The following is a 26,277-nucleotide window of genomic DNA, read 5'->3' on the forward strand; positions in this document are numbered from 1 at the left end:
CTCCTTACCGCTCACCAGCCGCGGTCGGCCAGGCGGTGCGGGACCGGGATCTCGTCGACGTTGAGGCCCACCATCGCCTCGCCCAGGCCGCGCGAGACCTTCGCCAGCACGTCCGGGTCGTCGTGGAAGGTGGTCGCCTTGACGATCGCGGCGGCCCGCTGCGCCGGGTTGCCGGACTTGAAGATGCCCGAGCCGACGAAGACGCCCTCGGCGCCGAGCTGCATCATCATGGCCGCGTCCGCAGGGGTGGCGATGCCACCGGCGGTGAACAGCACGACCGGCAGCTTGCCCCGCTCGGCCACCTCCTTGACCAGCTCGTACGGGGCCTGCAGCTCCTTCGCCGCGACGTACAGCTCGTCGGCGGGCAGCGTCTGGAGCCGGCGGATCTCCTGGCGGATCCTCCGCATGTGGGTGGTGGCGTTGGAGACGTCACCGGTGCCCGCCTCGCCCTTCGAGCGGATCATGGCGGCGCCCTCGGTGATCCGGCGCAGCGCCTCGCCCAGGTTGGTCGCACCGCACACGAACGGCACGGTGAACGCCCACTTGTCGATGTGGTTGGCGTAGTCGGCCGGGGTCAGCACCTCGGACTCGTCGACGTAGTCGACGCCGAGCGCCTGCAGGACCCGCGCCTCGACGAAGTGGCCGATCCGGGCCTTGGCCATCACCGGGATCGAGACGGCGGAGATGATGCCGTCGATCATGTCGGGGTCGCTCATCCGGGACACGCCGCCCTGGGCGCGGATGTCGGCGGGCACCCGCTCCAGCGCCATCACGGCCACGGCGCCGGCGTCCTCGGCGATCTTCGCCTGCTCCGGGGTGACCACATCCATGATCACGCCGCCCTTGAGCATCTCGGCCATCCCCCGCTTGACGCGGGCGGTGCCGACGGCGGGATCGGTGGCGTCGGTGGTCGGGGCGGTGGATTCAGACACGGGTCATCGCTCCTCGGCGTGCGGTCACGGTGGCTGCGCAGAATGCTACGACCGGCGCCGGCCAGCTCCGACAGCCAATCGCACCCCCGGTGGCCTGCCGTGTGTCCGCCGTCACGCCCACCCAGGGCGGCCGCCGACCGCGGCGTCAGCCGGTGGCGACGTCCGCGCGCGGGGCCAACGTCGGGTCGTCGACGTCGAAGTAACGGGGCCACTCCCGCCCGCGCCCCATCCGGAACAGGCGTACCACCGGTCGCCCGCGCGCCGAACGGGCGTCCCGCACCAGGTCGGTGTGCACCTGCCGGGCCAGCGCCAACCGCCGGCTGGCCGCGATCACCGCCCCGCAGGCCGGATCGTCCGGATCCAGCCGCACCCCCCGCAACTGGCGGGTCAGGTCGTTCTCGGCCGCCTCACGCTCCTCCGGGACGGCGTCCAGCGCGATCCGGGCCGCGGCGTACAGCTCCACGCCGTACCGCTGCTCGGCCAGCACCGCGGCGGCGGCCGCGCGGCGCAGCAGGTGGGCGTCGAGCGCCCGGGCCGCCGACTCCGCACGGACCTGGAGCCGCTGCACCCGGCCGGCGGTCCAGATCAGGTACGCCGAGACCAGCCCGAGCACCAGCGCCGCGCCCACCACCCACCACATGCCCGGCATCGTAGTGCTGCTCCTCATCCCGGCCGGCCTGGTCAGCCCAGCCCCGCCCATTCCTGGTCCATGACCCGGCCGTCGGTGGCCTCGATCGCGGCTGCGTATACCTCCAGAACGCGCCGGGCAACCACGGGCCAGTCGAAATTCGCCACCACCTGGTCGCCGGCGGCGGTCAGTCCGGCCCGCTGGCCGGCGTCGTCGAGCAGCTCGGTCAGCACCTCGCGCAGCGCGACCGCGTCCCCGGTCGGGAAGAGCCGCCCGGCCCGCCCGCCGTCGAGCACCCGACGGAACGCGTCCAGGTCGCTGGCGACCACGGTGGTGCCGGCGGCGAGCGCCTCGGTGAGGATCATCCCGAACGACTCCCCGCCGGTGTTCGGCGCGACGTAGAGGTGCACACTGCGCAGCATGCGCGCTTTGTCCGCCTCGGAGACCAGGCCGAGGAACGTGACCCGGTCGCGCAGGTCGGCCGGGAACCGGCCGAACAGCTCGTCGGCGTCGCCCGGGCCGGCCACCAGCAGGCGCAGCCCGGGGCGGTGCGGGGCGAGCGCGACGAACGCGTCGCGCAAGATCGGGAAGCCCTTGCGGGGTTCGGTGAACCGGCCCAGGAAGCCCAGCGTGCCGCCGCCGCCCGGCGCGCACTCCCCCGGCCAGCCGGGCAGCGGCGCCACCCCGGCGAACTTCGCCACCGCGACCCCGTTGGGGATCTCCACGGCGCCGCCGTCCATGTGCTCGACCTGCACCTTGCGGGCCAGCGCGCTGACCGCGATCCGGGCGGTGATCCGTTCGAGGAGGATCTGCAGCACCCCCTGCGCCGCGGAGAGCACCCGGGAGCGGGTCATCGCGGTGTGGAACGTGGCCACCACCGGGCCGCGGGCGCAGAGCACCGCCAGCATCGACAGGCTCGGGGTGAGCGGCTCGTGCACGTGCAGCACGTCGAAGTCGCCGCGGTTGATCCACCGGCGGACCCGGGCGGTGGACACCGGGCCGAACGCGATCCGGGCCACCGACCCGTTGTAGGGCAGCGGCACCGCCCGCCCCGCCGACACCACGTACGGCGGCAGCGCCGAGTCCTCGTCCGCCGGGGCCAGCACGCTCACCTCGTGACCGAGGCCGAGCAGCGCCTCGGCGAGGTCCATGACGTGGTTCTGCACCCCGCCCGGGACGTCGAAGGAGTACGGGCACACGATGCCGATCCGCATGGCGTCCCCCTAGACCGTCCCGGTGGTGGCCGGTGGCTGCGCCGACGTCGGCGCCCCGCCCGACCCCTGGTCCAGCCACATCCGCTGCAACATGTGCCAGTCTTGCGGATGCCGGGCGATGCCCGCCGCCAGGCCGTCGGCAATCCGCTGGGTCACCACCCGGACCCGGGCGTCCAGCGGGGCGCTGTCCTCCGCCGGCAGTTCCAGCGGGCCGTCGATCGAGGCGCAGGCGGCGTCCGGCTCGTACCACATCGAGGCCACGTAGAGCGGGGCGCCGGTGCGCAGCGCGAGCAGCGCGGGGCCGGCCGGCATCCGGGTGCGGCCACCGAAGAAGTCCACCTCCACGCCCCGGGCGGAGAGGTCCCGGTCGGCGAGCAGGGGCACCACGGCGCCGGCGCGCAGCCGGTCCACCAGCACGTCGAACGCGGGACGGGGGCCGCCGTGGGTGGGCAGGATCTCCATCCCCAGCCCCTCCCGGAACGCGACGAACCGCTCGTAGACGCCCTCCGGCTTGAGCCGCTCGGCGACCGTGGTCATCGGCCAGCCGGTGGCCGCCACCCAGGCGCCGGCGGCGTCCCAGTTGCCGGCGTGCGGCAGCGCCACCACGGCCCCGCGCCCGGCCGCCACGTCCGCGGCGAGCTTCTCCGCGCCGTCGAGCCGGAACCCGGCGAGGATCTCCCTCCGGCTCAGGCCGGGCAGCCGGAACGCCTCCAGCCAGTACCGGGCGTACGAACGCAGGCCGGCGCGGACCAGCGCGTCCAGCTCCGCCTCGGGCAGCTCCGGGCCGACCACCCGGCGCAGGTTGGCGCGCAGTCGACGGGTACCCCCGCCGTCCCGGCGGTGGGCGCGGTCGGCGCCCGCCCGGAAGGCCGCGGCCGCGACGGGCCGGGGCAGCGCCCGGACCAGCCGCCAACCCGCGACGAAGCCCGCCTCGGTGAGGTTCACTCGACGCCGACCCGCTGGGCCTGCCGGTAGACGTGCGCCATCCGCTGCCCCACCGTGAAGATCGAGACGGCGGCCAGCAGCCAGAGCGCGACCTCCAGGGCCCGTTCCAGGCCGAGGCCGGTGAGCACACCGCCGACACCGACGATGAGCAGCCGCTCGGTGCGCTCGGCGATGCCCACGTTGCAGGTCATGCCGAGCCCCTCGGCCCGGGCCTTGACGTAGGAGACCAGGCCGCCGGCGGCCAGGCAGAGCAGCGCGGCGGCCACGCCGGAGTATTGGTGCTCGGTGGCCAGCCAGAAGGCGACCGCGCCGAACACCGCGCTGTCGGCGACCCGGTCCATGCTCGAGTCGAGGAACGCCCCGAACCGGGTGGAGCCGCCGCTCATCCGCGCCATCGTGCCGTCGAGCAGGTCGGTGAGGGCGAAGACCGTGACGATCAGCGCGCCGGCGACCAGATGGCCACGCGCGCCGAAGCCGAGCGCGCCGACGAGCACGCCGACCGTGCCGGTCACGGTGACCGCGTTGGGGGACACACCCGCGCGGAGCAACCCGCGCGCGATCGGCTCCACGACGCGGGTCATGCCCGCCCGGGCCGTCACTTGGAAGATCTTCGCCATGGCGGTCCCACGATAACGGCCGGCAGCGGCCGGGGACACAGCCGGGCGGACGACCCGCCCGACAAGCCTTGTGCCGGCACCGGCTCGGGTGTGAGATCGAACCGTGGGAGGTGAGCCACTTCACCGGAACACCGGTCGGCGTGCCCGTCCCGCAGGAGTCCACCGGAAGATATCGCCGCGGCGCCCCACCGGGGCCCGCTCCCCCGTCGCCCGCGGCGGTCGCCACCACCACCGGTTGAGGGAGGTGCGCCGCGATGGCGCAGAAGAACGAGAAGGGTGTCACCGGCGCGCCGGTGGTGACCGAGCCCGGCGGGGTTCGCAACGTGGTGCTCGTCGGGCACTCCGGCGCCGGCAAGACCACACTCGTCGAGGCGCTGCTCGCGGCGAGCGGCACGATCGGCCGGGCCGGGTCGGTCACCGAGGGCACCACGGTCTGCGACCACGACCCGGCGGCCGTGCGCCAGCAGCGCTCGGTGAGCCTGGCCTGCGCCCCGCTGGTCCACCGCGACGTGAAGGTCAACCTCTTGGACACGCCCGGCTACGGCGACTTCGTCGGCGAGCTGCGCGCCGGGCTGCGCGCCGCCGACGCGGCGCTGTTCGTCGTCTCGGCGGTCGACGGGATGGACGCCGCCACCGCCGCCCTCTGGGAGGAGTGCGCCGCGGTCGACATGCCGCGCGCGGTGGCGGTCTCCCGGCTGGACCACCCGCGCGCCGACTTCGACGAGGCGGTGGCGCTCTGCCAACGCGTCTTCGGCGACAACGTGCTGCCGCTCTACCTGCCCATGCTCGGCGACGACGGCGAGTCGGTGGCCGGCCTGATGGGCCTGATCACCCGTCGCGTGTTCGACTACTCGGCCGGGCTGCCGGCGGCGGTGCGGGAGCCGGACCCGCAGCACCTGCCGGCCATCCGGGAGAGCCGCGACGAACTGATCGAGGGGATCATCGCGGAGAGCGAGGACGAGACCCTGATGGACCGCTACCTCGGCGGCGAGGAGATCGACCCCGAGGTGCTCGTCACCGACCTGGAGACGGCGGTGGCGCGCGGCCACTTCTATCCGGTGGTGCCGGTGTGCGCGGAGACCGGCGTCGGCCTGGACGCGCTGCTGGACGGCCTGGTCGCGGCGTTCCCGTCGCCGCTGGAGCACGAGCTGCCGGCGGTCACCGGCCTGGACGGCTCGCCCCGCCCACCGCTGACCTGCGACCCGGACGGCCCGCTGGTCGCCGAGGTGGTCAAGACGACGGTGGACCGGCACGTCGGGCGGGTCTCGCTGGTGCGGGTCTTCTCCGGCACGCTCCGCCCCGACCAGGTGATCCACGTGTCCGGTCACGGCCTGGCCGAGCGCGGCCACCCCGACCACGACGCCGACGAGCGGGTCGGGCACGTCTACACGCCGCTCGGCGCGACGCTGCGGGAGGTGTCGGCGTGCGTGGCCGGCGACCTCTGCGCGGTCACCAAGTCGGGCAGCGCGGAGACCGGGGACACCATCTCCGCCAAGGACGAGCCGCTGCTGATCGCGCCCTGGGGGATGCCGGAGCCGCTGCTGCCGGTGGCGATCGTGGCCCGCAGCCGGGCCGACGAGGACGCGCTGGCCCGCAACCTGTCCCGGCTGGTCGCCGGCGATCCGACGCTGCGGCTGGAGCGCAACGCGGAGACCCACCAGCTGGTGCTCTGGTGCATGGGCGAGGCGCACGCCGACGTGGTGCTCGACCGGCTGCGTGGCGGCGGGGTCGAGCTGGACACCGAACCGGTCCGGGTGTCGCTGCGCGAGACGTTCACCGCGGCCGCCCGGGGGCACGGCCGGCACGTCAAGCAGTCCGGCGGCCACGGCCAGTACGCGGTCTGCGACATCGAGGTGGAGCCGCTGCCCCGGGGGGCCGGCTTCGAGTTCGTCGACCGGGTGGTCGGCGGCGCGGTCCCGCACAACTACATCCCGTCGGTCGAGAAGGGCGTCCGGGCGCAGATGGAGCGCGGCCTGGTCGCCGGCCACCCGGTGGTGGACCTGCGGGTGACGCTCGTCGACGGCAAGGCACACAGCGTCGACTCGTCCGACGCCGCGTTCCAGACCGCCGGGGCGCTGGCCCTGCGCGACGCCGCCGAGAAGGGCCAGCCGACGCTGCTCGAACCGGTCGACGAGATCACCGTACGGGTGGCCGATTCCTCGGTCGGCGCGATCATGGGTGACCTGTCCGGCCGGCGCGGCCGGGTCCTCGGCACCGAGCCGGACCCGGAGGCCGAGGGCCGCACCCTGGTCCGCGCCGAGGTGCCCGCCACCGAACTGCTGCGGTACGCGGTCGAGCTGCGCGCGATGACCGCCGGCACCGGCACGTTCCGCCGCGAGTTCGCCCGCCACGACCCCATGCCCGCGCACCTGGCCGACCAGGTCCGCAAGGAGGCCACCACCCACCCCTGAACTGTCAGGGGCGGACTGCGGGGACCGGGGGCATCGGCCAGTGCGGGCGGTCGGCGTCCCGGCGGGCGGCCGAGCGTACGGCCGCGAGCTGCCGCTCCACCTCGGCGAAGTGGTCCGGTGCGAGCGGGCCCCGGGCCAGCGCGGCGGCGTTCTCCTCGACCTGGGCGACCGTGCGGGCGCCGGGGATCGGCACCGCCCGGTCGCTGCGCGTCCAGATCCAGCCGAGCGCGCCCTGCGCCGGCGTGCGCCCGTCGGCGGTGAGCGCGCCCCGCACCGCGGCCGCCCGGCGCAACCACTCCGGGGCCGGGCGGCCGCTGCGGAACCACTCCAGCCAGGTCGACCCGAGACCGCGCACGTCGTCGCGGGGCAGCGTCGACTCCGGCCGGTACTTGCCGGTGAGCAGCCCCATCCCGAGCGGCCCTCGGGCGAGGCTGGCCAGGTCGTGCTTGTCGCAGGCGGCCAGCATGGCCGGGGCGTCCCGGAGCACCGACAGCGTGTGCTGCACGGCGGCGGCGCCGCGGGCGACCTGGGCGAACGCGGCGGCCCGGTCGGCCCGGTCGGTGCTCCACCCGTAGGCCCGGATCAGGCCGTCGGCGACCAACTCGTCGAGCGTGCCGATCAACGCCTCGACCCGGGGCAGCGGCAGGTCGCCCAGGTGCAGCTGGTAGAGGTCGATCCGGTCGGTGTCCAGCCGGCGCAGCGAGTCGGCCACCGCCCGGCGCAGGTATTGCGGCGACGCGTTCTCCCCGGTGGCCTGCCGGCTGCGCTCGTCGAACGTGTAGCCCCACTTGGTGGCGACCACCGCCTCGTCGCGCCGGCCCGCGAGCGCCCGCCCCAGCACCCGCTCACCGTGCCCGGCCCCGTAGGTGTCGGCGGTGTCGAAGAGCGTCACCCCGAGGTCGAGCGCGCGGCGGACCGCCCGCACCGACTCCTCGTCGTCGACCGCCCCCCACCCGAGGGGACGGGCGCCCTCGGCCCACGGGCCGCCGATCGCCCAGCACCCCATGCCGAGGGCGCTCACCTCGATGCCGCTGCGGCCCAGCGACCGCGTGCTGACTGCCATCGCCGAATCCTGTCACCTCCGCGGCTGCGGTGGGCGAATTCGTCACCCCGCGCCCCCCTCTGTCATCACTCTCCGTGATAGAGGTGGGCGGCTGTCGAGGTAAGAGCGGTATGCGCAGAGTCATAATTATGACTCCTGGTCATGTCGCTCCGCAGCGATGTGCCGCCCGGCCGGCGACACGCCGACACGCCGACCCCTCGGCCGGCCCGCGCCGGCAGCACCCGGACCTCAGCGGGCGAAGGCCAGGAGCACCTCGACGTCCTGCCCCGGCCACGCGCCGGTGAGCCGGCCCACCTCCGGGAGATCCGCCGTCCCCGCGCGGCGACCGCCACCCACCGGCGGGGCGCCGGCCGACGCCGCCCCGACCTCGGACGGCATCGCCGCGACGGGGCGACGGACCAGGGCCAGCTCGACGCCGCCGGCCCGGATCAGCGTCGGGTCGCCGTCCACCACCTCGTCGGCCGGGCCGGCCGGCAGCGCCCGGTCGGTGCGGCTGCCCGCCACCGTCATGGTCGGCTCACGCACCTGCCGCTCGCCGTCGACCTCGAAGTACTCCTCCGCCTGGCCGGCGTCGGCCAGCACCGCGGCGGCCAGCGCCGGCGGGTAGACCGGATCACCGGCGGCGTCGTACACCCAGCGGCGCCCGAGCACCGAGTGCTCCACGACGCCGACCAGGAAACGGTCCGCGCCGGCCAGCGGCGCGCCCCGGTAGGTCAGCGGCACCTGCAGCACCGGACCGTTCCCGGCCCGCACGAGCAGCGTCTCGATGCCGACCTCACCGGCCGGATCGTCGAACCGGTAGGCCGCCACCCGGCTGACCGCCGCACCCACCTCCCCCGCGAACCAGGGCTGGCCGGGCAGCCAGGGCACGAGCAGTTCCAGCTTCGAGGGGCGCAGTTCCGCGCGATGCAGCAGGGCCATGCGCAAGATCGTACTGTCGGAGGGTGGCCGTCGGGTTTGCCGAACCCGGTGGCGGGGGCACCACCGGGGCCGGAGGCGCGGATGGAGACGTCGGTGGAACAGGTCGACCAGGCGGCCCGGGTACGCCCGGCGCCGCGCTGGGTGGCGCCCACGTTCGTGGCGCTGGCCGTGCTCACCCTGCCCTGGATCGGATACCTGGCGTTCACCCTGCCCCGGCACCAGGTGACCGTGCACTACCGGGCCGCCTGGGTCGGCTTCGACCTCGGTCTGGTGGCGTTGCTCGGGCTGACCGCCTGGCACGCGTACCGGGGAAACCGGCAGGTGGTGCTCGCGGCCGCCGCCACCGCGACCATGCTCGCGGTGGACGCCTGGTTCGACGTGACCACCACGCCGCCCGGCCCCGACCTGGTGGTGTCGATCGTGCTGGCGGCGCTGGTCGAGCTGCCGTTGGCCGGGGTGTGCCTGTGGATCGCCCGGCACGGCGACCGGATGGTGCAGCGGCGGCTGCGTCAGCTCGCGGTCCGCGCGGAACTCGCCGCCGACCGGGCCGCGGCCGCCCAGCGGACCGCCACCGGCGCCCGCCGCCGGCTCGCCCGGGTGCGGGGCCGGCTGCGCTGAGTCAGGCCGGCCACACCTTGGCGAACAGGTCACGGGTGTCGGTGAGCAACTGCGGCAGCACCTTGGTGCGCCCGATCACCGGCATGAAGTTGGCGTCGCCGCCCCAGCGCGGCACCACGTGCTGGTGCAGGTGCGCGGCGATGCCCGCGCCGGCCACGCCGCCCTGGTTCATGCCCAGGTTGAACCCGTGCGCGCTGGACACCTGCCGGACCACCCGCATGGCGGCCTTGGTGAACGTGGCCAGCTCGGCCGTCTCCGGCGCGTCCAGCTCGGTGTAGTCGGCCACGTGCCGGTAGGGGCAGACCAGCAGGTGCCCGGGGTTGTAGGGGTAGAGGTTGAGCACCGCGAACACGTGCTCGCCGCGGGCGACCACCAGGCTCTCCTCCGCCGGGCGGCCGGGGGCCAGGCAGAACGGGCAGCCGGTCGGCTTCTCGTAGCCGCCCTCGGGCCGGTCCGCGCCGGAGATGTAGGTCATCCGGTGCGGCGTCCAGAGCCGCTCCAGCCCGTCCGCCAGACCACTGTCCGCGTGCCGCTCCACCCCTGTCACACCGGCGATCCTACGATCCGCGCCCCCCGCCCGCCGAACCGCGCCGGCGCTCAGGCGGCGGAGGGGCCCCCGTTGGTGCGGGACTCGACCACCTCGCGGACGTGCGCCACCGCCTCGTCGACTGGCACGCCGTTGCGCTGCGACCCGTCCCGGTAGCGGAAGGAGACCGTGCCGGCGGCCACGTCGTCGTCCCCGGCGATCACCATGAACGGGATCTTCTGCTGCTGGGCGTTGCGGATCTTCTTCTGCATCCGGTCGTCGCCCATGTCGACGTCGGCCCGGACCCCGTTGCGGCGCAGGGTGGTGACGAAGTCCTGGAGGTAGTCGGCGTGGTCGTCGCGGATCGGGATGCCGACCACCTGCACCGGGGCGAGCCAGGCCGGGAACGCGCCCGCGTAGTGCTCGGTGAGCACGCCGATGAACCGCTCGATCGAGCCGAACTTCGCGCAGTGGATCATCACCGGCTGCTGCCGGGTGCCGTCGGCCGCCTGGTACTCCAGCCCGAAGCCCTTCGGCTGGTTGAAGTCGTACTGGATGGTCGAGAGCTGCCAGGTGCGGCCGATGGCGTCCTTGGCCTGCACGGAGATCTTCGGGCCGTAGAAGGCCGCGCCGCCCGGGTCCGGCACCAGGTCCAGGCCGGTCTCCCGGGCGCACTGCTCCAGCACCGCGGTCGCCGTCGCCCAGTCCTCGTCGGACCCCACGAACTTGTCCAGCCGGGCCTCGTCGCGCGTCGACAACTCCAGGTAGAAGTCGTCGATGCCGAAGTCCTTCAGCAGGCTCAACACGAAGCCGAGCAGGTGCTTGATCTCGGCCGGCGCCTGCTCCCGGGTGCAGTAGGAGTGCGAGTCGTCCTGGGTCAGGCCGCGCACCCGGGTCAGCCCGTGCACCACGCCCGACTTCTCATACCGGTAGACCGACCCGAATTCGAACAGCCGCATCGGCAGCTCGCGGTAGGACCGCCCGCGCGAGCGGTAGATCAGGTTGTGCATCGGGCAGTTCATCGCCTTGAGGTAGTAGTCCGCGCCCTCCAACTCCATGGGCGGATACATGCCGTCGGCGTAGTAGGGCAGGTGGCCCGACGTGTGGAAGAGACCCTCCTTGGAGATGTGCGGCGTCCCGACGTACTGGAAGCCCTCCTCGATGTGGCGGGTGCGGACGTAGTCCTCCATCACCCGCTTGAGCACGCCACCCTTGGGGTGGAAGACGGGCAGGCCGGAGCCGATCTCGTCGGGGAAGCTGAACAGGTCGAGGTCGGTGCCGAGCTTGCGGTGGTCGCGCCGGGCGGCCTCCTCCAACAACCGCAGGTACGCCTTCAGCTCGTCGCGGGTCGGCCAGGCGGTGCCGTAGACGCGCTGGAGCTGCGGGTTCTTCTCCGACCCGCGCCAGTAGGCGGCGGCGGAGCGCATCAGCTTGAACGCGCCGATCAGCCGGGTGTTCGGCAGGTGCGGGCCCCGGCACAGGTCCGACCAGCAGACCTTGTCCTCGTTCGCGGCGAGGTTGTCGTAGATGGTCAGCTCGCCGCCGCCCACCTCCATCACCTCGGAGGAGTCGAGCCCTTCGCCCTTGACCTCGATCAGCTCCAGCTTGAACGGCTCGGCGGCCAACTCTCCCCGGGCCTCGTCGAGGCTGGCGAAGCGGCGCCGGCGGAACCGCTGGCCGGACTTGACGATCTCCTGCATCCGCTTCTCGAGCTTCGCCAGGTCCTCCGGCTGGAACGGCTTGTCCACGCCGAAGTCGTAGTAGAAGCCGTTCTCGATCGGCGGGCCGATGCCGAGCTTCGCCTCCGGGAAGACGTCCTGCACGGCCTGGGCGAGCACGTGCGCGGTGGAGTGCCGCAGCACCTCCAGACCGGCCGGGCTGTCCAGCGGCACCGGCTCGACCGAGGTCTCCTCGGCCGGCTTCCAGTCGAGGTCGCGCAGCTTGCCCTGCGGGTCGCGGACCACCACGACGGCCTTCGGCCCGCTCGTGGGCAGGCCGGCCGCGGCCACCGCGTCGGCCGCCGTGGTCCCGGCGGCGACGACGACGGGGTCGGCCACGACGGGGATACGGGGTGCGGACACGGTGACTCCTGACGTCGACGGTACGGATCTGCCGGTGACCGGCCCTGCGATGGTATCGGTCGCCCGGATCCGAGCCGTCGGCGACGCGGCCCACCGGTCACGAGTTCCCCGCCCTGTTGAACCTTTCGACCGTCCGGTCCGAACTACCAGATGGGGCCGGAGCCGGTACCGACCCCGCTCGAGAAGGATGGGGACGACGATGAGGATGACCCGTCAGGGCAGGTGGGCGGCGGCGCTGCTGGCCGCCGCGCTCGCCGGAGCGGTGGCTTGGCCGGGCCCGGCCAGCGCCGCCGGCGTGACCGTCACGACCTCCCCCGGTGAGGTGCACCAGGGCGACGCGATCGAACTGTCCGTGGTGGTGCCCGCGGATCGACCCGGTACCCGGACCACGAAGATCGAGCTGACCATGCCGCCGGACGCCCCGATCGGGGAGGTCTACCCGCTGTCCGTGCCGGACTGGGGGCCGACCATCACCACCCGTGACCTGGATCAGCCGGTGGCGGGCATCCACACCTCCGAACTGAACCAGGTGACCGAAGCCGTGACCTGGCTACGGGCGCCCGGCGCCGGCACCGGCGCGGCCCGGCTGCCGCTGGGCATGGGTCCGATGCCCGCCACCGACCTGCTCACCTTCACCGTGGTGCAGACGTACGCCGACGGCACGGTGGTCCGCTGGACGGACCCGGCCGGTGGCGCGCACCCGGCGCCGGCGGTGCCGTTGCTGCCGCCGCTGCCGGGCACCGCCTCGCACGGCGGCGACGCCGGTGCGGGCGCCGGGGGTCACGGCGGCCACGGCGCGGTGGGCGGCGCCCCGGGTGGCACGGCGCCGGCCGGGAACTCCGCCGGAGCGCCGGCGGTCGACGACGGACCGAGCGCCGATCTGCTGCTCGGTGGCGGCCTGCTCGCCGGCCTGGCCGGCGGGGCGGCGATCGGTTGGCTGCTCAGCCGCCGCCGGCGCGGCACCATGACCCTCCCGCCGGACACCGCCGATTCCCCCACCACCACCGTCTCCGCGCCCACCGACTCCGTCCAGGTGCCCGCGACCGGCGCCCCGGCCTCCGGCGAACCCGTCACCGCCGGCACCGCCCCCGCACGCCCCTGACTGCCGGCCGGCCACCCCGAACGCCACATGCTCCCGGTAACTGGAACCGTCTTCCACTGAGTGAGAACGTCGAAGATCTTGGTAGGAATGCGCTCCCAGGGGGCCGTTTCGTACCAAGATCTCGTGCGGCTCGCGCCGCGAGGCGGACCGGTCAGGCGGAAGCGGTGAGCCAGCCGGGCAGCGGTTCGCGGGCGGTCAGCCAGCCCTCGGGCACGCCGCCCGGGGTGCCGACGCCGGTGAACGCGGCGACGATCCCGCCGACGATCGCCGCCGTGGTGTCCACGTCGCCGCCCGCCTCCACGCACGCGCGGATCGCGGCCGGGTAGTCGTGCAGCAGCGTGGCGGCGACCCAGAGCGTGAACGGGACGGTGTCCTGCGCGGTGACCCGCGAGCCGTTGCCCACCGCCTCGACCACCTCGTCGGCCGGGCGGCCGAGCAGCGCGGCGGCCCGGCGTACCCCGCGGTGCACCTCGCCGGCCGGGTCGAGCATGCCGGCCACCGCGCCGAGCAGGCGGGCCGGCTCGGCGCGGTGGCCGTCGAGCCGGGCGCGGGCGGCCAGCGAGGCGGCCACCGCGACCGCCACCGCGCCGGCGACGCCCTCCGGATGGGCGTGCGTCACCTCGGCCGAGGCGCGGGCCTGCTCGGCGGCGCGCCCGGTGGAGTCGGCGTGCCAGGCGCCGAGCGGGGCGACGCGCATGGCCGCGCCGTTGCCGCACGAGCCCTGCCCGTCGAAGGCCGACGCGGCCGCCACCGGCCAGGGCGTGCCGGTGCGGATCAGCCGCAGGATCGTCACCGCGCCCGGGCCGTAGCCCCGGTAGGGTTCGCACCGCCCGGCGAAGGCCAGCGCCAACCGGTCGGGGTCGATCCGACCGGCGGAGGCCAGCTCGGCCACCACCGAGCAGGCCATCTCGGTGTCGTCGGTCCACTCCCACGGCGGCGCGGGCAGTCGCCCCGCGGCCAGGTCGGCGGGGTGGCGGCCGGGGACGAAGAACTGGGAGCCGAGGGCGTCGCCCACCGAGAGGCCGGCCAGCGCGTCGCGGGCGAGCGTGAGGCGGGTGTCGGGAAAGAGGGTGAACGTCATCGCCGTTCCAGCTTGCCCGGTTCCCCGGACCGTCGCAACGCGATCGACTTGCCACGCCGAGTACGGTGCTGACGTGGCAACCGTCCTGCTGGTCGAAGACGACCACGTCGTGCGTGGCGCCATGCTGCGGTCGCTGACCGACCGGGGGCACGCGGTGCACGCCGTCGGCACCGCGCTGGACGCGCTGCGGCGGGTCGCCGCGGAGACGCCCGACCTGGTGGTGCTCGATCTGGGCCTGCCGGACCTGGACGGCTCGGACGCGCTGCGCATGCTGCGCGGCATCACCGACGTGCCGATCATCATCGCCACCGCCCGCGACGACGAGCAGTCGGTGGTCCGGCTGCTGCGGGCCGGCGCGGACGACTACATGGTCAAGCCGTTCACCGGCGCGCACCTGGACGCCCGGATCACCACCGTGCTGCGCCGGGCCGGTCGGGCCAGCCGTACCGTGCAACCGGCCGTGCACACGGTCGGCGGTCTGCGGGTGGACGTGGGCGAGCGCAGCGCGGTGCTGGACGGGGAGTCCCTGGCCCTGACCCGCAAGGAATTCGACCTGCTGGCGTATCTCGCCGCTCGTCCCGGCCGGGTAGTGTCCCGGCGGGAACTCTTGGAGGAGGTATGGCGGCAGCCATCGGTCGGCGAGGACCAGACCATCGACGTTCACCTGTACTGGCTCCGCCGCAAAATGGGCGAGTCCGCGGCGAAACCACGCTACCTGCGCACCGTGCGGGGGGTCGGCTTCCGGCTGGTGGCGCCGGACTGAGGCCGGCGCTGGCCTGGCTCACCGCCGGCATGTGCAGCCTGGTCGCGCTCGCCTTCCTCATCCCGCTCGGCATCACCCTGGCCGACCAGTCGCGCGAGGAGAAGCTGGCCGACGCCGCCCGGCGCGGCGCGCTGGTCACCGGTGCGCTGGCGGTCAGCACCGACGCCGAGGTGGTCAAGCGGGCGGTGGCGGCCAGCGGTGACGACCCCGCGCTGCGGCCGGTCGTGCACGGCATCGGCGCCGACGAGTCGGGCGGTCGCGCCGACTCCTCCGCGATTGACGACGCCGCAGCGCAGCGGCGCTCGGTGGTGACCGAGGTGGACGGCGGGGTGCTGCGGCTCGACCCGGTGGTGCTCGGCGACCGGGTGGCCGTGGTGGAGGTCTTCGTCCCCGACGAGGTGCTCGACGAAGGCAGCGGTGGGCGGTGGCTGCTGCTGCTCGCGGTGGCGCTGGCCCTGGTCGGCGCCGCGGTGGTCGTGGTCGACCGGGTGGCGGCCCGGGCCGTGGACGCCACCGGCGACCTGGTCAAGGCGGCGCTCGCGGTGGGCGACGGCGAGCTGGGGGTACGGGTCGAGCCGGCCGGCCCGCGGGAACTGGCCGAGGCCGGGCACGCGTTCAACCGGATGGCGGAACGGCTGGTGGCGCTGCGCGCCGACGAACACGAACTCGTCGCCGACCTGTCGCACCGGCTGCGTACCCCGCTGACCGCGCTACGGCTGGACGCGGAGGCCCTGGAGTCCGACGACACCAGCATCGGCACGTTCAGCGAGGCGGAGCTGGACCGCCGGCGCGGCATCCGGCGGATCCGGCAGGCCATCGTCACGTTGGAGGGCGAGGTCGACCAACTGATCAAGACCACCCGCAAGGCGGTCAGCCAGGAGACCGCGCCGGCGTCCTGCGACGTCAGCGAGGTGGTGCGGGACCGGATGGTCTTCTGGTCGGCGCTGGCCGGCGACCAGAACCGGCCGCACCGGGTGGTCGGGGCGCAGTTGCGCATCCCGGCGCCGGTGCCGCGCGCCGAGCTGGCGGCCGCGCTGGACGCGGTGATCGGCAACGTCTTCCGCTACACCCCGCAGGGCACCGCGTTCGAGGTGGCGGTGAGCCGCCGCGACGGCTGGGTGGCGATCCGGATCGACGACGCCGGGCCGGGCATCGCCAACCCGGACCGGGCGTTGCGCCGGGGCGAGAGCGACCAGGGCTCCACCGGGCTCGGGCTGGACATCGCCAAGCGGGTCGCGTTGCAGGCGAACGGTTCGGTGAGCCTCGACCGGGCGCGCCTCGGCGGGGCCAGCGTGGTGATGCTGCTGGCCGATCCGGACGCGGCGCCCCGGCCGGTCAACCGGTTCGGGCTGGTCGGCCGGATGACGCGGGAGGCCCGCGAGCCGCGCGCCGGGCGGCGCTGGCCGCGTCCGCGCTGACCCGTGACTGTGCGGCGGCGCAAGTTCTCCTTAGGAGTGTTTTAACGACCCCCGCCACGGGGTCGCGAAATGCCAGGATCTTCCCCAGAACCCATCAGTTCCGTCGGCCGGGACGCCCCGTAACACCTTCCGGCCGGCGGATCCGTGCGCGCGGCGGGAGTCCGGTCCCCCCACACCTCGCTCCCGTCGCGCGCCGCTCTCACCGTGGAGTCGGGCGGAGGTGACCGTGGTGACGCCGACCGTCAGCCGCCTGCTCCGGTGGGGCGTCGTGATCGGCCTCGGCATCGCCCTCACCCTCGCCGTCTGGCAGGACCCGGTGCTCGCGCACGGCCCGGGCCGCGCCGCCGGGAACATGTCTGGTTGCGCCGTCGCACTGCTCGCGCCGGCCGCGCTCGGGGTGCTCCTGGCCACCCGGCGCCGGCCGCCCCGGCTGTCCCGGCGGCCGGCGCCCGTGCGACCGCTCAGCGCCCCCGCCCGGCATGGGCGAACGCACCGAACGACGTGAGGGCCGTGAGCCCATGCCCAGCCAGCACGGCATGGGCGAACGCACCGAACGACGTGAGGGCCGTGAGCCCATGCCCGGCCAGCACCGCATGGGCGAACGCACCGAACGACGTGAGGGCCGTGAGCCCATGCCCGGCCAGCACGGCATGGGCGAACGCACCGAACGACGTGAGGGCCGTGAGCCCGTGCCCGTCAGGCGCTCGCCAGGTACGCGTCGATCTCGGCGCTGATCCGGGCCTGCTCGGCCGGTGCCAGGAACGCGGCGGCCACCGCGTCCCGGGCCAGCGCGGCCACCCCCTCCGCGCCGATGCCCAGCAGCCGGGCGGCGACCGCGTACTCGTCGTTGAGCGTGGTGCCGAACATCGGCGGGTCGTCGGAGTTGATGCTGACCGGCACGCCCGCCTCGATCAGCTGCGGCAGCGGGTGCTCGTCGAGGCTGGCCACGGCCCGGGTGCGCACGTTGGAGGTCGGGCACACCTCCAGCGGGATCCGGCGCTCGGCCAGGTGGGCCAGCAGGTCCGCGTCGAGCGCGGCGGAGATGCCGTGGCCGATCCGCTCGGCGCCCAGCTCGCGCAGCGCGTCCCAGATCGTCTCCGGGCCGGTGGTCTCGCCGGCGTGCGGCACCGAGCGCAGACCGGCGGCACGGGCCTGGTCGAAGTACGGCTTGAACTGCGGCCGGGGCACCCCGATCTCGGGGCCGCCCAGGCCGAAGCTGATCAACCCGTCCGGCCGCTCGTCGAGCGCGATCCGCAGGGTCTGCTCGGCGGCCGGCAGCCCGGCCTCGCCGGGGATGTCGAAGCACCAGCGCAGCGCGATGCCGAAGTCGGCCTCGGCCCGCTTGCGCGCGTCCTCGATCGCCTCGCAGAACGCCGGCGCCGGGATGCCCCGGTGCACGTGCGAGTAGGGCGTGACGGTCAGCTCGGCATAGCGGACCTGCTGGCGGGCCAGCTCGCGGGCCACCTCGTGGGTGAGCAGCCAGACGTCGTCGGCGTCGCGGATCAGGTCCACCACGCTCAGGTAGACCTCGATGAAGTGGGCGAAGTCGCGGAACGCGAAGTAGTCGGCGAGCGCCTCCGGGTCGGCGGGGACGGGGCTGCGGCCCTCGTGCCGGGCGGCCAGCTCGGCGACGATCCGGGGCGAGGCGGAGCCGACGTGGTGCACGTGCAGCTCCACCTTGGGCAGTCCGGCGATGAAGGTGGGCAGGTCGGTCACGAGTTCTCCTCTGCGCGGGCGCCGGTGCGGGCCACCACGAAGATCCGGCGGAACGGGAAGTACACCTGACCCTGCCGCACCGGATACGCCTCGGCGAGCCGCACCCCCAGTTCGGCGCGGAAGGCGGCCCAGCCGGCGGTGTCCAGCGCGGCGTGGACCGGGCGCAGGGCCGTGCCCTCCATCCAGGCCAGCACCGGGTGGTCCGGGCCGGCGGCCGGCAGCAGGTGCACGTAGGTAGTCTCCCAGGCGTCCACCGCGCAGCCCGCGCCGGTCAGCAGCGTGGCGTAGTCGGCCGGGTCGTCGACCGGGGCCTCGCGCAGCAGCCCGGCGAGGCGGTCGCGCCACCGGTCCCGCCCGGCCACCTCGCGCAGTGCCCGGTGCGAGGGCGCGGCGAAGTTGCCCGGCACCTGGCACGCCAGCCACGCCCCGCGCGGCAGCTCCGCGGCCCAGCGGGTGAGCAGTTCACGGTGTTCCGGCACCCACTGGAGCACCGCGTTGCCGATGAGCACGTCCACCTCCGGCGCCGGCCGCCAGTCGCGCAGGTCGGCGACCGCGAAGTCGACCGGGGAGTCGAGGGTGTCGGCCCGGGCGATCATCTCGGGCGAGGAGTCCAGGCCGGTGATCCGGCTGCCGGGCCAGCGCCGGGCGAGCGTGGCGGTGAGCGTGCCGGGGCCGCAGCCGAGGTCGACCACCGCGCGCGGGTGGCTCGCGCCGACGCGGGCCAGCAGGTCGACGAAGGGCCGGGAACGCTCGTCGTCGTAGCGCAGGTAGGTGCCGGGATCCCACATGACAGCCTCCAAACCGTACGTACGTCTTGTTGACGACCGTACGGCCCGACGGGCGCGACGGCAACCCGCTGACTAGGCTCGACCGGATGGAACAGCGCAACTTCGACCGGCTCGGCCGGCACGTCGGCATCATCGGACTCGGTGCGTGGCAGCTCGGCGCCGACTGGGGCGAGGTCAGCGAGGACGCGGCGCTCGGCGTGCTCGCCGCCGCGGTGGACGCCGGCGTCACCTTCCTGGACACCGCGGACGTGTACGGCGACGGCCGCAGCGAGCAGCTGATCGGCCGCTTCCTGCGGTCCCGCCCGGACCACGGGCTGACCGTGGCCACCAAGATGGGCCGCCGGGTGCCGCAGACGCCCGAGGCGTACACCCTGGAGAACTTCCGGGCCTGGACCGACAGGTCCCGGGCCAACCTCGGCGTCGACACGCTCGACCTGGTCCAGCTGCACTGCCCGCCCACCGCGGTCTTCGCCGACGACCGGGTCTTCGACGCCCTGGACACGCTCGTCGCCGAGAAGCGCGTCGCCGGTTACGGGGTCAGCGTGGAGACCTGCGAGCAGGCCCGCACCGCCATCGCCCGGCCCGGCGTGGCCAGCGTGCAGATCATCCTCAACGCGGTGCGGCACAAGCCGCTGGAGCGGGTGCTCCCGGCCGCCGCGGCGGCCGGGGTCGGCGTCATCGCCCGGGTGCCGCTGGCCAGCGGGTTGCTCTCCGGCCGCTACGACGAGCACACCACCTTCCCGGAGAACGACCACCGCACGTTCAACCGGCACGGCGAGTCGTTCGACGTCGGCGAGACGTTCTCCGGCGTCGACTACGACCTCGGTCTGGCCGCCGTACGCCGGCTCGCGCCGCTCGTCGGCGACGACCGCACCATGGCGCAGTTCGCGCTGCGCTGGATCCTCGACCAGCCGGGCGTGACCGTGGTGATCCCCGGCGCCCGCTCGGCCGAGCAGGCCCGGCGCAACGCCGAGGCGGCCGGCCAGCCGCCACTGACCGAGGTGGAGCTGACCTCGGTGCGGGCCACCTACGACGAGCTGATCCGGCCGCAGGTGCACGACCGGTGGTGACCGGCGCGGCGCCACCGGCGTCGGAGACGGGCGGGCATGCTGGACCGGGGTGGACGTCGGTGGAGGGGGCGCGATGAGGGGTTGGTTCCGGCTCACCGTGGGGCTGCTGGCCGTGGTGCTGGGTGTTCTCTGGACCGTGCTGGGGCTCGGCTACGTCGAGGGCAGCGCGCTGACCGACCAGCGGCTCTGGGCGGTGATCGGCCCGGTGGTCGTCCTGATCGGACTCGTCACGCTCTGGTACGGCATGCGGGCCCGCCGCTGAGCCCCGACGGGCATGGAGAAGCCCCGCCTCCCGTGCGGGATGCGGGGCTCCGTACGCCGACCCGCCCGGCCGGCGCCTTGTCAGCTCAGATGGGGCGGACCTGCTCGGCCTGCGGACCCTTCTGACCCTGGGCGATCTCGAACTCCACCCGCTGGTTCTCCTCCAGCGAGCGGTAGCCGCTGGTCTGGATGGCCGAGAAGTGGACGAACACGTCAGCACCCCCGCCGTCGACGGTGATGAAGCCGAAGCCCTTGTCAGCGTTGAACCACTTCACGGTTCCCTGCGCCATGTGCAACTCCTTCTAAAACTGGCGGCCGAGCACGCCGTGCGGCCGATTGGCCGTTTTCGAGCAGCGGCGCCTGAGGTGGCCCCCCATGCAGGGAACGTCTCTCAACCCACGCGTCTCGCAACAGCGTGAGAAAGCAAACCACGTACGCAAAAACTTCGCACAGCCTACCGGACGAAATTCTCCGACATGTGACCTGAAGGTTGTCCGATGATCGACGGGCGGGCCGGTTCCGCCGTGCGAAAGACCCCTTCCCCGGCTGGCGGGAAAGGGGTCCGTCGACGTGTCGGATCAGTCGGGCCAGTGCCCGGTCAGCCGGCGCACGCCGGCCGCGCCACCCCGGTCCACGGCCGCCCGGACCGCTGAGAAGATCGCCCCCTGCAGGGCCGCGGCGGCGAGCACCTCGCCCCAGCGGCGGTCCTCGTCGGTGGCGCTGGGCGCGTCGTCGTCGCCCGCCGCCAGCTTCCACACCTGTCGGAAAACCATCCCGGCGACCGCGCCGGCGGCCAGACCGAGCAGCACCCCCACCGGCTTGTACGCCGCCTTACCGATCCTGCCGCTCACCGACGCCTCCCTCGGACCACCAACAGCACCACCACGGTCGCCACCGCACCGGCCGCGACCACCGCCCACGGCAACGGGCCGCGCGCGAGGGCGCCCGGCTCGTACACCGCCTGCGCCCGGACCAGCCGGGCCCGCTCGGCCGCCCGGCTGCGCACCCGGGCCACGGTCGTCGCCGCCTGCTCCCGCATCCGCGCCTTCGCCTGCTCGGCGGAGTGCCGCATCAGCGCCTTCGGGTCGGCCCGGGCCGCCAGCAGCTCCATCGTCTCACCGAGTTCCACCCGGGTCCGGCGGATCTCCTCCCGGAGCGCCGCCACGTCCCCGGTCCCGTTGCCGGCTCCGTTGCCGGTCATGCCCGCCTCCCGTCCTTCACCGCGGCGGTGACCGTGTCGACGTCCGCCCGGACGCTGCGGACCGCCGCCTCCGGCACCGGCGGGACGGCACGGCTGACCTGCTTCTTGCCCACGAGCGCCAGGATCCCGGCGAGCAGGAACAGCGCCACCGCCACGATCAGCGCGGCCAACCACGCCGGCATGACCAGCGCCAGCAGCAGGATCACGGTGGCGACGAGCGCGCCGGCGCCGTAGAGCGCCATCACCCCGCCACCGCCGAACAGACCGATCCCGATCCCGGCGTGCTTGCCCTTCTGGGTCAGCTCCGCCCGGGCCAGGGCCAGTTCGTCCCGCACCAGGCGGGTGACCTGTTCGGTGGCCCGTTGCACCAGTTCCGCGGTGGACGGCTCGTTCCCGGTCCGGGACGTGCTGCGACTCGCGACGTCAGCCATGCTGTCCTCCTTTCATCATCACCGCGCTGTATGCCCGGAGTCGCCGCCCGTCAATCCTGCGCGGAGCGACCGGTCGGGCCGGCCGCGCACCGCCGGAATCCGGGGCATGCGCAGCAGGTCCCCCGGAACGCGCCGATCAAACCCACTCGGCCCGACACTCCGCGAACGGAACCGGCCGGACGCGTGCCGTCCCGGCCGGGACAACGCGCCGCCCGGGCGCCGGGTCACGCACGGAGCCCCCGGCGCCGCGGGCGGCGGCCGGGGGCTCCGATCGGGGTACGCGGGTCAGCGCCGGGCCTCGGCGTGGTCCTCCCGGCCCACGAACACCTCGCTGCGGGCGTCGCCGTCGTCGCTGCCGCCGAAGACCCGCGCGTCGTCGGGCGCCTCGGTGTCGGTCGCCCGGCGGACCGGGCGGCGCTGCTGGATCGACTGCCACGACATCGGGCCGGTGACGTCGCCCACCTCGGTGCGCAGCCGGGGCAGTGCGGTCGGGCGGTGGTCGCGCACCCAGGTCACCAGGTGCTCACGGACCAGACAGCGCAGGTCCCACAGGCTGCCGGCGTCGGCGGCGCTGACCAGCGCGCGCACCTTGACCATGCCGCCGGTGGCGTCGGTCACCTGGAGCACGCAGACCCGGCCGTCCCACAGCTCGGTGCCCTCGCACAGCCGGCGCAGCTCCCCGCGCATGGCCTGCGCCGGGATGGCCCAGTCCAGGTCGAACTCGGCGGTGCCGAGCACCTTCGCCTCGGTGCGGGTCCAGTTCTGGAACGGCGTGCTGGTGAAGTACGAGGTGGGCAGGATCAACCGGCGGTCGTCCCAGACCTGCACGACCACGTAGCTGAGCGTCAGCTCCTCGATCCGGCCCCACTCCCCCTCGACCACCACCACGTCGTCGAGGCGGACCGCGTCGCTGAAGGCGAGCTGGAGGCCGGCGAAGACGTTGCCGAGCAGGCTCTGCGCGGCCAGCGCGGCGACGACACCGACCACCCCGGCGGAGGTGAGCACGCCGGCGCCGATACCGCGTACGGCGGGGAACGTCATCAGCATCACGCCGACCGCGAGGATCACGATCACCGCGATGGTCAGCCGGCGCAGCAGCACCACCTGGGTGCGCACCCGGCGGGCGTGCCGGTTGTTCGGCACGTCCACCCGGAACCGGGCCAGCGCGGTGTCCTCCGCCACCACCAGCAGCGCGGCCACCAGCCAGGCGATCGCGGCGATCATGGCCAGCCCGAGCGTGTGCAGGACGAACTTGCGCCACGGGCTGCCCACCGCGTAGAGCGTGGTGAACCGGACCGCGAGCTGCACGGCGATCACGGTCACGGCGACCTGGAACGCGCGGTGCGCGTGCTCGGTCAGCTCGGTCATCAGCAGCGACCGGCGGCCGAGGCGCCGGGTCATCCGGTGCACCACCGCGACCAGCACCAACGCGACCGCCGCCGCGGCCAGCGCGGCGGCAACGGTCACCAGATAGCTCTGCACGTGCTCTCTCCCTCCGGCCCGGGCGGGAATCGGGCAAAGGCCCAATGGTGCCCGGCGGTCCGGATATCGACCAGGCTCAGACCTTGCGGAACCGGGACTGGAAGAAGCAGTAGACGCCGAAGGCGGCGATGCCGAGGGCCATCAGTGACAGCAGCCACGGACCGTACGCCTGGTCGCGCAGCGTGCGCAGGGCGGCGTCCAGGCCGCGCGCCTTCTCCGGGTCGTACTTCACGGCGGCGACCACGATGAGCAGGCCGGCCACGGCGAAGACGGCGCCCCGCGCGGCGTACCCGGCCATGCCGAGACGACGGATCAGCTTGTGCGTCTTCGGGTTCATCTCGCCGGTCTTGAGCTTGCGCTCGAACTTCTTCCTCAGGCCGTAGATCACCATGCCGACGCCGACCGCGGCGAGCACCAGACCGGCCAGCCCGACCAGCCACCGGCCGCCGTCGTTGGCCATCAGCTTCTCGGTGAGCTGTTGCTGCCGGTGGGAGGAGTTGGAGCTGGCGTCCTGAACCACCTTGATCGCGGTCCAGCCCAGCCAGACGAAGAGGATCACTCGCACGACGGAGGCGATCCGCTCGAACGTCCGCTCCTTGCCGGTCTTCGACTGGTGGCCGACCAGCGCCTCGGAGGCCTGCCAGATGGCCATGGCGAAGAACCCGATCGCGATCACGACCAGCATGAACTTGCCGAGCGGCTGCTCGCCGAGGGTGCGCAGGGCACCGTTCTGGTTGCCCTCCTCCCCGGACTTGCCGAAGGCGATCTGCAACGCCAGCCAGGCGAGGAGAAGATGCACGATTCCATAGCCGATGAAGCCGGCGCGGGTCAATAGTTCGAGCCACCGGCTGTTCTTGGCCTGGGCGGCGGTGGCTCCGGCGTTCCGGGTGAGAGACATGGGGTCCTCAATCTCCCGACGTGCGGTTTTCCAAACGTCCGGAGGCCGGAGACCGCCACGCCGCCCCGGCCGAGGGACATCAGCCGTTGGGGTTGCGGGCCACCCGGAGCACGACCTGTTGGTCGGTCACGCTGTCCAGGCTGACCTGGAGGCCACCGACCTCGGTGGCCTGCTGGCCGGTGGTGAGCGAGAGCTGCTCCCCGGCCACCTCGACGGTGACCTGGTCGTCCTGCGCCCCGATCAGCTTGGCCTCGATGCCGAGGATGGTGGCGCTGGCGTTCACGCCACGGTCGAACGCGACAGTGCAGGCGTCCAGGCCGCAGTCGGTGTCGGCGCCGTTCGAGCTGCAGCCGGCGAGCAGCGCGACACCGAGGGCGAGACCGGCGAGCAGCCCGGCGGCGCGGCGGGCGGGGGCGAAGGTGGCGCGTCGGTTCGTCACCTTCCCCACGGTACCGCCCGCCGGCCACGCCCCGGCTGGTCGCTCGCTCGCCACCGGGCGTTGAAAGGGGCCCCCGCCTCTACCGAATGCGTTAAGAGGGGGCCCCGCCTTGCGCGCTAGGGTGCGGGAATGGCTTTCGACGTGGCCCGGGTGCGGGGGCTCTATCCCGCGCTGGGCGAAGGTTTCGTCCACTTCGACGGCGCCGGCGGCACCCAGACCGCCGCCGGGGTGATCGGGGCGGTGGCCGACGCCATGCGCGTCGCGATGGGCAACCGCAGCACCGCCTTCGCCCCCGGCCGGCGCGCGCTTGAGCTGGTGGCCGGGGCCCGGACCGCGGTCGCCGACCTGCTCGGCGCGGACCCGGCGGGCGTGGTGCTCGGCCCGAGCGCCACCGCGCTGACCTACACGCTGGCCCGGACGCTGGGCGCGACGTGGCGGCCCGGCGACGAGGTGGTGGTGTCCCGGCTGGACCACGACGCCAACGTACGCCCCTGGGTGCAGGCCGCCGAGGCGGCCGGCGCGGCGGTGCGCTGGGCCGAGTTCGACCCGCTCACCGGCGAGCTGCCCGCCGGCCAGTACGCCGAGCTGGTCACCGATCGCACCCGGCTGGTCGCGGTGACCGCCGGCAGCAACGCGATCGGCACCGCGCCGGACGTGGCGGCGATCGCCAAGACCGCGCACGCCGCCGGCGCGCTGGTCTGCGTGGACGGGGTGCACTCGGTGCCGCACGGTCCCACCGACCTGGCCTCGCTCGGCGCGGACGTGCTGGTCACCAGCGCCTACAAGTGGTCCGGGCCGCACCTGGCGGCGATGGTCGCCGACCCGGCGTGGTGGGCGACGCTGCGCCCGGCCAAGCTGCTGCCCTCCGCCGACACGGTCCCCGACCGGTTCGAGTACGGCACCCCGAGCTTCCCGCTGCTGGCCGGCGTGACCGCCGCGGTGGACCACCTGGCCGCGCTCGACCCGGCCGCGACCGGCGACCGCCGGGAACGGGTACGCGCCGGGCTGGCCGCCGCGCAGGCGCACGAGGAGGTGGTCTTCGACCGGCTGCTCGCCGGGCTGGCGGCCCGCCCCTTCGTCACGGTCCTCGGCTCGCCGGCCCGGCGCTGCCCGACGGTGTCGTTCCGGGTCGCCGGGCGCACCCCGGCGCGGACCGCCACGGCGCTCGGCGAGGCGGGGTTCTGCCTCTCCTCGGGCGACTACTACGCCTACGAGTACTTCGAGGCGATGGGGCTGCGCGACTCCGGTGGGGCGGTGCGGGCGAGCGTCTACCACTACAACACCCTCGACGAGGTGGACCGGCTGCTCGCCGAAATCGACCGGCTGGCCGACGACCGGGGGACGATGGACCGATGAATGCCCTGGTCGAGGAGAACCCCGCCAAGCACCGCTTCGAGATCCTGGTCGACGACGCGCTGGCCGGCTTCACCGCCTACCTGCCGCGCGGTGAGGTGCTGGTTTTCACGCACACCGAGGTCGACGACCGCTACCAGGGGCAGGGCGTGGGCGGCGCGCTGATCCGGGGCACCCTGGACCAGGTCCGGGCCCGCGGCGGCCGGGTGGTGCCCCGGTGTCCGTTCATGGCCGCGTTCATCGAGCGCCACCCGGGCTACGCCGACCTGGTCGTCGACGCGCCCTGAGGCCCGGCCCGACCGGGGGACCTCCCCACCC

The 26,277-nt window shown here is 74.2% G+C and carries 29 protein-coding genes; 10 read left to right on the top strand and 19 right to left on the bottom strand.

The genetic code is table 11. The features are described 5' to 3' along the window. Positions 1 to 11 precede the first annotated feature (11 nt). The 5 genes from pdxS to pgsA all read right to left on the bottom strand — a co-directional run bounded on the left by pdxS (position 12) and on the right by pgsA (position 4,336). A complete protein-coding gene (gene pdxS / locus O7618_RS13845) occupies positions 12 to 932 on the bottom strand; it encodes a pyridoxal 5'-phosphate synthase lyase subunit PdxS (protein ID WP_278106493.1) in 921 nt (306 codons plus the stop codon). 145 nt (positions 933 to 1,077) lie between these two features. Further along, complete coding sequence (locus tag O7618_RS13850) at positions 1,078 to 1,581, bottom strand: hypothetical protein (RefSeq protein ID WP_278110003.1); 504 nt, start codon at positions 1,579 to 1,581, stop codon at positions 1,078 to 1,080. Positions 1,582 to 1,613: 32 nt separating this feature from the next. Beyond that, positions 1,614 to 2,774, bottom strand: coding sequence for a glycosyltransferase family 4 protein (locus O7618_RS13855; protein ID WP_278106494.1), 1,161 nt, complete (start codon positions 2,772 to 2,774; stop codon positions 1,614 to 1,616). Positions 2,775 to 2,783: 9 nt separating this feature from the next. Then, on the bottom strand, positions 2,784 to 3,719 hold the full coding sequence (locus tag O7618_RS13860) for a phosphatidylinositol mannoside acyltransferase (RefSeq protein WP_278106495.1): 936 nt from the start codon (positions 3,717 to 3,719) through the stop codon (positions 2,784 to 2,786). Further along, complete coding sequence (pgsA, locus tag O7618_RS13865) at positions 3,716 to 4,336, bottom strand: phosphatidylinositol phosphate synthase (RefSeq protein WP_278106496.1); 621 nt, start codon at positions 4,334 to 4,336, stop codon at positions 3,716 to 3,718. Before pgsA ends, O7618_RS13860 begins: the two co-directional genes overlap by 4 nt. A 254-nt stretch (positions 4,337 to 4,590) precedes the next feature. On the opposite strand from pgsA, the gene O7618_RS13870 reads away from it, so the two are divergent. Further along, positions 4,591 to 6,747 (top strand): elongation factor G-like protein EF-G2, encoded by a 2,157-nt coding sequence (locus O7618_RS13870; RefSeq protein WP_278106497.1) that lies wholly within the window; start codon positions 4,591 to 4,593, stop codon positions 6,745 to 6,747. A gap of 4 nt (positions 6,748 to 6,751) precedes the next feature. Here O7618_RS13870 and O7618_RS13875 read toward each other — a convergent pair whose 3' ends face one another. Together O7618_RS13875 and O7618_RS13880 are read right to left on the bottom strand one after the other, a co-directional pair. Further along, the gene (locus tag O7618_RS13875) at positions 6,752 to 7,810 is read right to left on the bottom strand and encodes an aldo/keto reductase (protein WP_278106499.1); all 1,059 of its coding nucleotides are present in this window, start codon (positions 7,808 to 7,810) and stop codon (positions 6,752 to 6,754) included. Between the two features lie 228 nt (positions 7,811 to 8,038). Continuing rightward, positions 8,039 to 8,731, bottom strand: coding sequence for a hypothetical protein (locus O7618_RS13880; RefSeq protein WP_278106501.1), 693 nt, complete (start codon positions 8,729 to 8,731; stop codon positions 8,039 to 8,041). An 81-nt stretch (positions 8,732 to 8,812) separates the two neighbouring features. Between O7618_RS13880 and O7618_RS13885 the strand changes: the two genes are divergently transcribed. Then, positions 8,813 to 9,349: a hypothetical protein gene (locus O7618_RS13885; RefSeq protein WP_278106502.1), complete on the top strand. Its 537-nt coding sequence runs from the start codon at positions 8,813 to 8,815 to the stop codon at positions 9,347 to 9,349. 1 nt (position 9,350) lies between these two features. On the opposite strand, the gene O7618_RS13890 is transcribed toward O7618_RS13885, so the two are convergent. Next, positions 9,351 to 9,896 carry an HIT domain-containing protein gene (locus O7618_RS13890; protein WP_278106503.1) on the bottom strand — a complete coding sequence of 182 codons (546 nt, stop codon included), beginning with the start codon at positions 9,894 to 9,896 and terminating at the stop codon, positions 9,351 to 9,353. A 50-nt stretch (positions 9,897 to 9,946) separates the two neighbouring features. Beyond that, on the bottom strand, positions 9,947 to 11,956 hold the full coding sequence (gene thrS, locus O7618_RS13895) for a threonine--tRNA ligase (protein ID WP_278106504.1): 2,010 nt from the start codon (positions 11,954 to 11,956) through the stop codon (positions 9,947 to 9,949). Positions 11,957 to 12,155: 199 nt separating this feature from the next. On the opposite strand from thrS, the gene O7618_RS13900 reads away from it, so the two are divergent. Beyond that, positions 12,156 to 13,058, top strand: coding sequence for a DUF1775 domain-containing protein (locus O7618_RS13900; protein WP_278106505.1), 903 nt, complete (start codon positions 12,156 to 12,158; stop codon positions 13,056 to 13,058). A 151-nt stretch (positions 13,059 to 13,209) separates the two neighbouring features. Here O7618_RS13900 and O7618_RS13905 read toward each other — a convergent pair whose 3' ends face one another. Next, entirely contained in the window at positions 13,210 to 14,139 is a 930-nt protein-coding gene (locus O7618_RS13905) for an ADP-ribosylglycohydrolase family protein (protein ID WP_278106507.1), read from the bottom strand. A gap of 73 nt (positions 14,140 to 14,212) precedes the next feature. On the opposite strand from O7618_RS13905, the gene O7618_RS13910 reads away from it, so the two are divergent. The 3 genes from O7618_RS13910 to O7618_RS13920 all read left to right on the top strand — a co-directional run bounded on the left by O7618_RS13910 (position 14,213) and on the right by O7618_RS13920 (position 16,825). After that, the gene (locus O7618_RS13910) at positions 14,213 to 14,902 is read left to right on the top strand and encodes a response regulator transcription factor (RefSeq protein WP_018784999.1); all 690 of its coding nucleotides are present in this window, start codon (positions 14,213 to 14,215) and stop codon (positions 14,900 to 14,902) included. Positions 14,903 to 14,931: 29 nt separating this feature from the next. After that, positions 14,932 to 16,320 carry a HAMP domain-containing sensor histidine kinase gene (locus O7618_RS13915; protein ID WP_278106508.1) on the top strand — a complete coding sequence of 463 codons (1,389 nt, stop codon included), beginning with the start codon at positions 14,932 to 14,934 and terminating at the stop codon, positions 16,318 to 16,320. A gap of 229 nt (positions 16,321 to 16,549) precedes the next feature. Further along, entirely contained in the window at positions 16,550 to 16,825 is a 276-nt protein-coding gene (locus O7618_RS13920) for a hypothetical protein (protein ID WP_278106509.1), read from the top strand. Positions 16,826 to 17,016: 191 nt separating this feature from the next. On the opposite strand, the gene O7618_RS13925 is transcribed toward O7618_RS13920, so the two are convergent. Both O7618_RS13925 and O7618_RS13930 read right to left on the bottom strand, forming a co-directional pair. Beyond that, positions 17,017 to 18,036, bottom strand: a complete 1,020-nt coding sequence (locus O7618_RS13925; RefSeq protein WP_278106510.1) for an adenosine deaminase — start codon at positions 18,034 to 18,036, stop codon at positions 17,017 to 17,019. After that, complete coding sequence (locus tag O7618_RS13930) at positions 18,033 to 18,824, bottom strand: trans-aconitate 2-methyltransferase (RefSeq protein ID WP_278106511.1); 792 nt, start codon at positions 18,822 to 18,824, stop codon at positions 18,033 to 18,035. Before O7618_RS13930 ends, O7618_RS13925 begins: the two co-directional genes overlap by 4 nt. A gap of 86 nt (positions 18,825 to 18,910) precedes the next feature. Here O7618_RS13930 and O7618_RS13935 point away from each other — a divergent pair, with 86 nt between their 5' ends. Beyond that, complete coding sequence (locus tag O7618_RS13935) at positions 18,911 to 19,894, top strand: aldo/keto reductase (protein ID WP_278110005.1); 984 nt, start codon at positions 18,911 to 18,913, stop codon at positions 19,892 to 19,894. Positions 19,895 to 19,967: 73 nt separating this feature from the next. After that, positions 19,968 to 20,156 (top strand): hypothetical protein, encoded by a 189-nt coding sequence (locus O7618_RS13940; RefSeq protein ID WP_278106512.1) that lies wholly within the window; start codon positions 19,968 to 19,970, stop codon positions 20,154 to 20,156. An 85-nt stretch (positions 20,157 to 20,241) separates the two neighbouring features. Here O7618_RS13940 and O7618_RS13945 read toward each other — a convergent pair whose 3' ends face one another. The 7 genes from O7618_RS13945 to O7618_RS13975 all read right to left on the bottom strand — a co-directional run bounded on the left by O7618_RS13945 (position 20,242) and on the right by O7618_RS13975 (position 24,606). Continuing rightward, positions 20,242 to 20,445 carry a cold-shock protein gene (locus tag O7618_RS13945; protein WP_030338233.1) on the bottom strand — a complete coding sequence of 68 codons (204 nt, stop codon included), beginning with the start codon at positions 20,443 to 20,445 and terminating at the stop codon, positions 20,242 to 20,244. Between the two features lie 288 nt (positions 20,446 to 20,733). Further along, positions 20,734 to 21,006 carry a DUF4235 domain-containing protein gene (locus O7618_RS13950; protein WP_278106513.1) on the bottom strand — a complete coding sequence of 91 codons (273 nt, stop codon included), beginning with the start codon at positions 21,004 to 21,006 and terminating at the stop codon, positions 20,734 to 20,736. Further along, entirely contained in the window at positions 21,003 to 21,356 is a 354-nt protein-coding gene (locus tag O7618_RS13955; RefSeq protein WP_278106514.1) for a DUF3618 domain-containing protein, read from the bottom strand. Before O7618_RS13955 ends, O7618_RS13950 begins: the two co-directional genes overlap by 4 nt. Further along, on the bottom strand, positions 21,353 to 21,787 hold the full coding sequence (locus O7618_RS13960) for a phage holin family protein (RefSeq protein WP_043325014.1): 435 nt from the start codon (positions 21,785 to 21,787) through the stop codon (positions 21,353 to 21,355). The genes O7618_RS13955 and O7618_RS13960 overlap by 4 nt, the downstream gene beginning before the upstream one ends. Before the next feature lie 285 nt (positions 21,788 to 22,072). Next, positions 22,073 to 23,269, bottom strand: a complete 1,197-nt coding sequence (locus O7618_RS13965) for a mechanosensitive ion channel family protein (protein WP_278106515.1) — start codon at positions 23,267 to 23,269, stop codon at positions 22,073 to 22,075. A gap of 76 nt (positions 23,270 to 23,345) precedes the next feature. Then, the gene (locus O7618_RS13970; RefSeq protein WP_278106516.1) at positions 23,346 to 24,167 is read right to left on the bottom strand and encodes a DUF1206 domain-containing protein; all 822 of its coding nucleotides are present in this window, start codon (positions 24,165 to 24,167) and stop codon (positions 23,346 to 23,348) included. Between the two features lie 79 nt (positions 24,168 to 24,246). Continuing rightward, positions 24,247 to 24,606, bottom strand: a complete 360-nt coding sequence (locus O7618_RS13975) for a hypothetical protein (RefSeq protein WP_278106517.1) — start codon at positions 24,604 to 24,606, stop codon at positions 24,247 to 24,249. Between the two features lie 129 nt (positions 24,607 to 24,735). On the opposite strand from O7618_RS13975, the gene O7618_RS13980 reads away from it, so the two are divergent. Both O7618_RS13980 and O7618_RS13985 read left to right on the top strand, forming a co-directional pair. After that, positions 24,736 to 25,962, top strand: a complete 1,227-nt coding sequence (locus O7618_RS13980; RefSeq protein WP_278106518.1) for a cysteine desulfurase-like protein — start codon at positions 24,736 to 24,738, stop codon at positions 25,960 to 25,962. Then, positions 25,959 to 26,246, top strand: coding sequence for a GNAT family N-acetyltransferase (locus tag O7618_RS13985; RefSeq protein WP_278106519.1), 288 nt, complete (start codon positions 25,959 to 25,961; stop codon positions 26,244 to 26,246). The genes O7618_RS13980 and O7618_RS13985 overlap by 4 nt, the downstream gene beginning before the upstream one ends. The last annotated feature ends 31 nt before the right edge of the window (positions 26,247 to 26,277 follow it).

Origin of the sequence: Micromonospora sp. WMMD980 (genome assembly GCF_029626035.1) — a bacterium.
Classification (GTDB): domain Bacteria; phylum Actinomycetota; class Actinomycetes; order Mycobacteriales; family Micromonosporaceae; genus Micromonospora.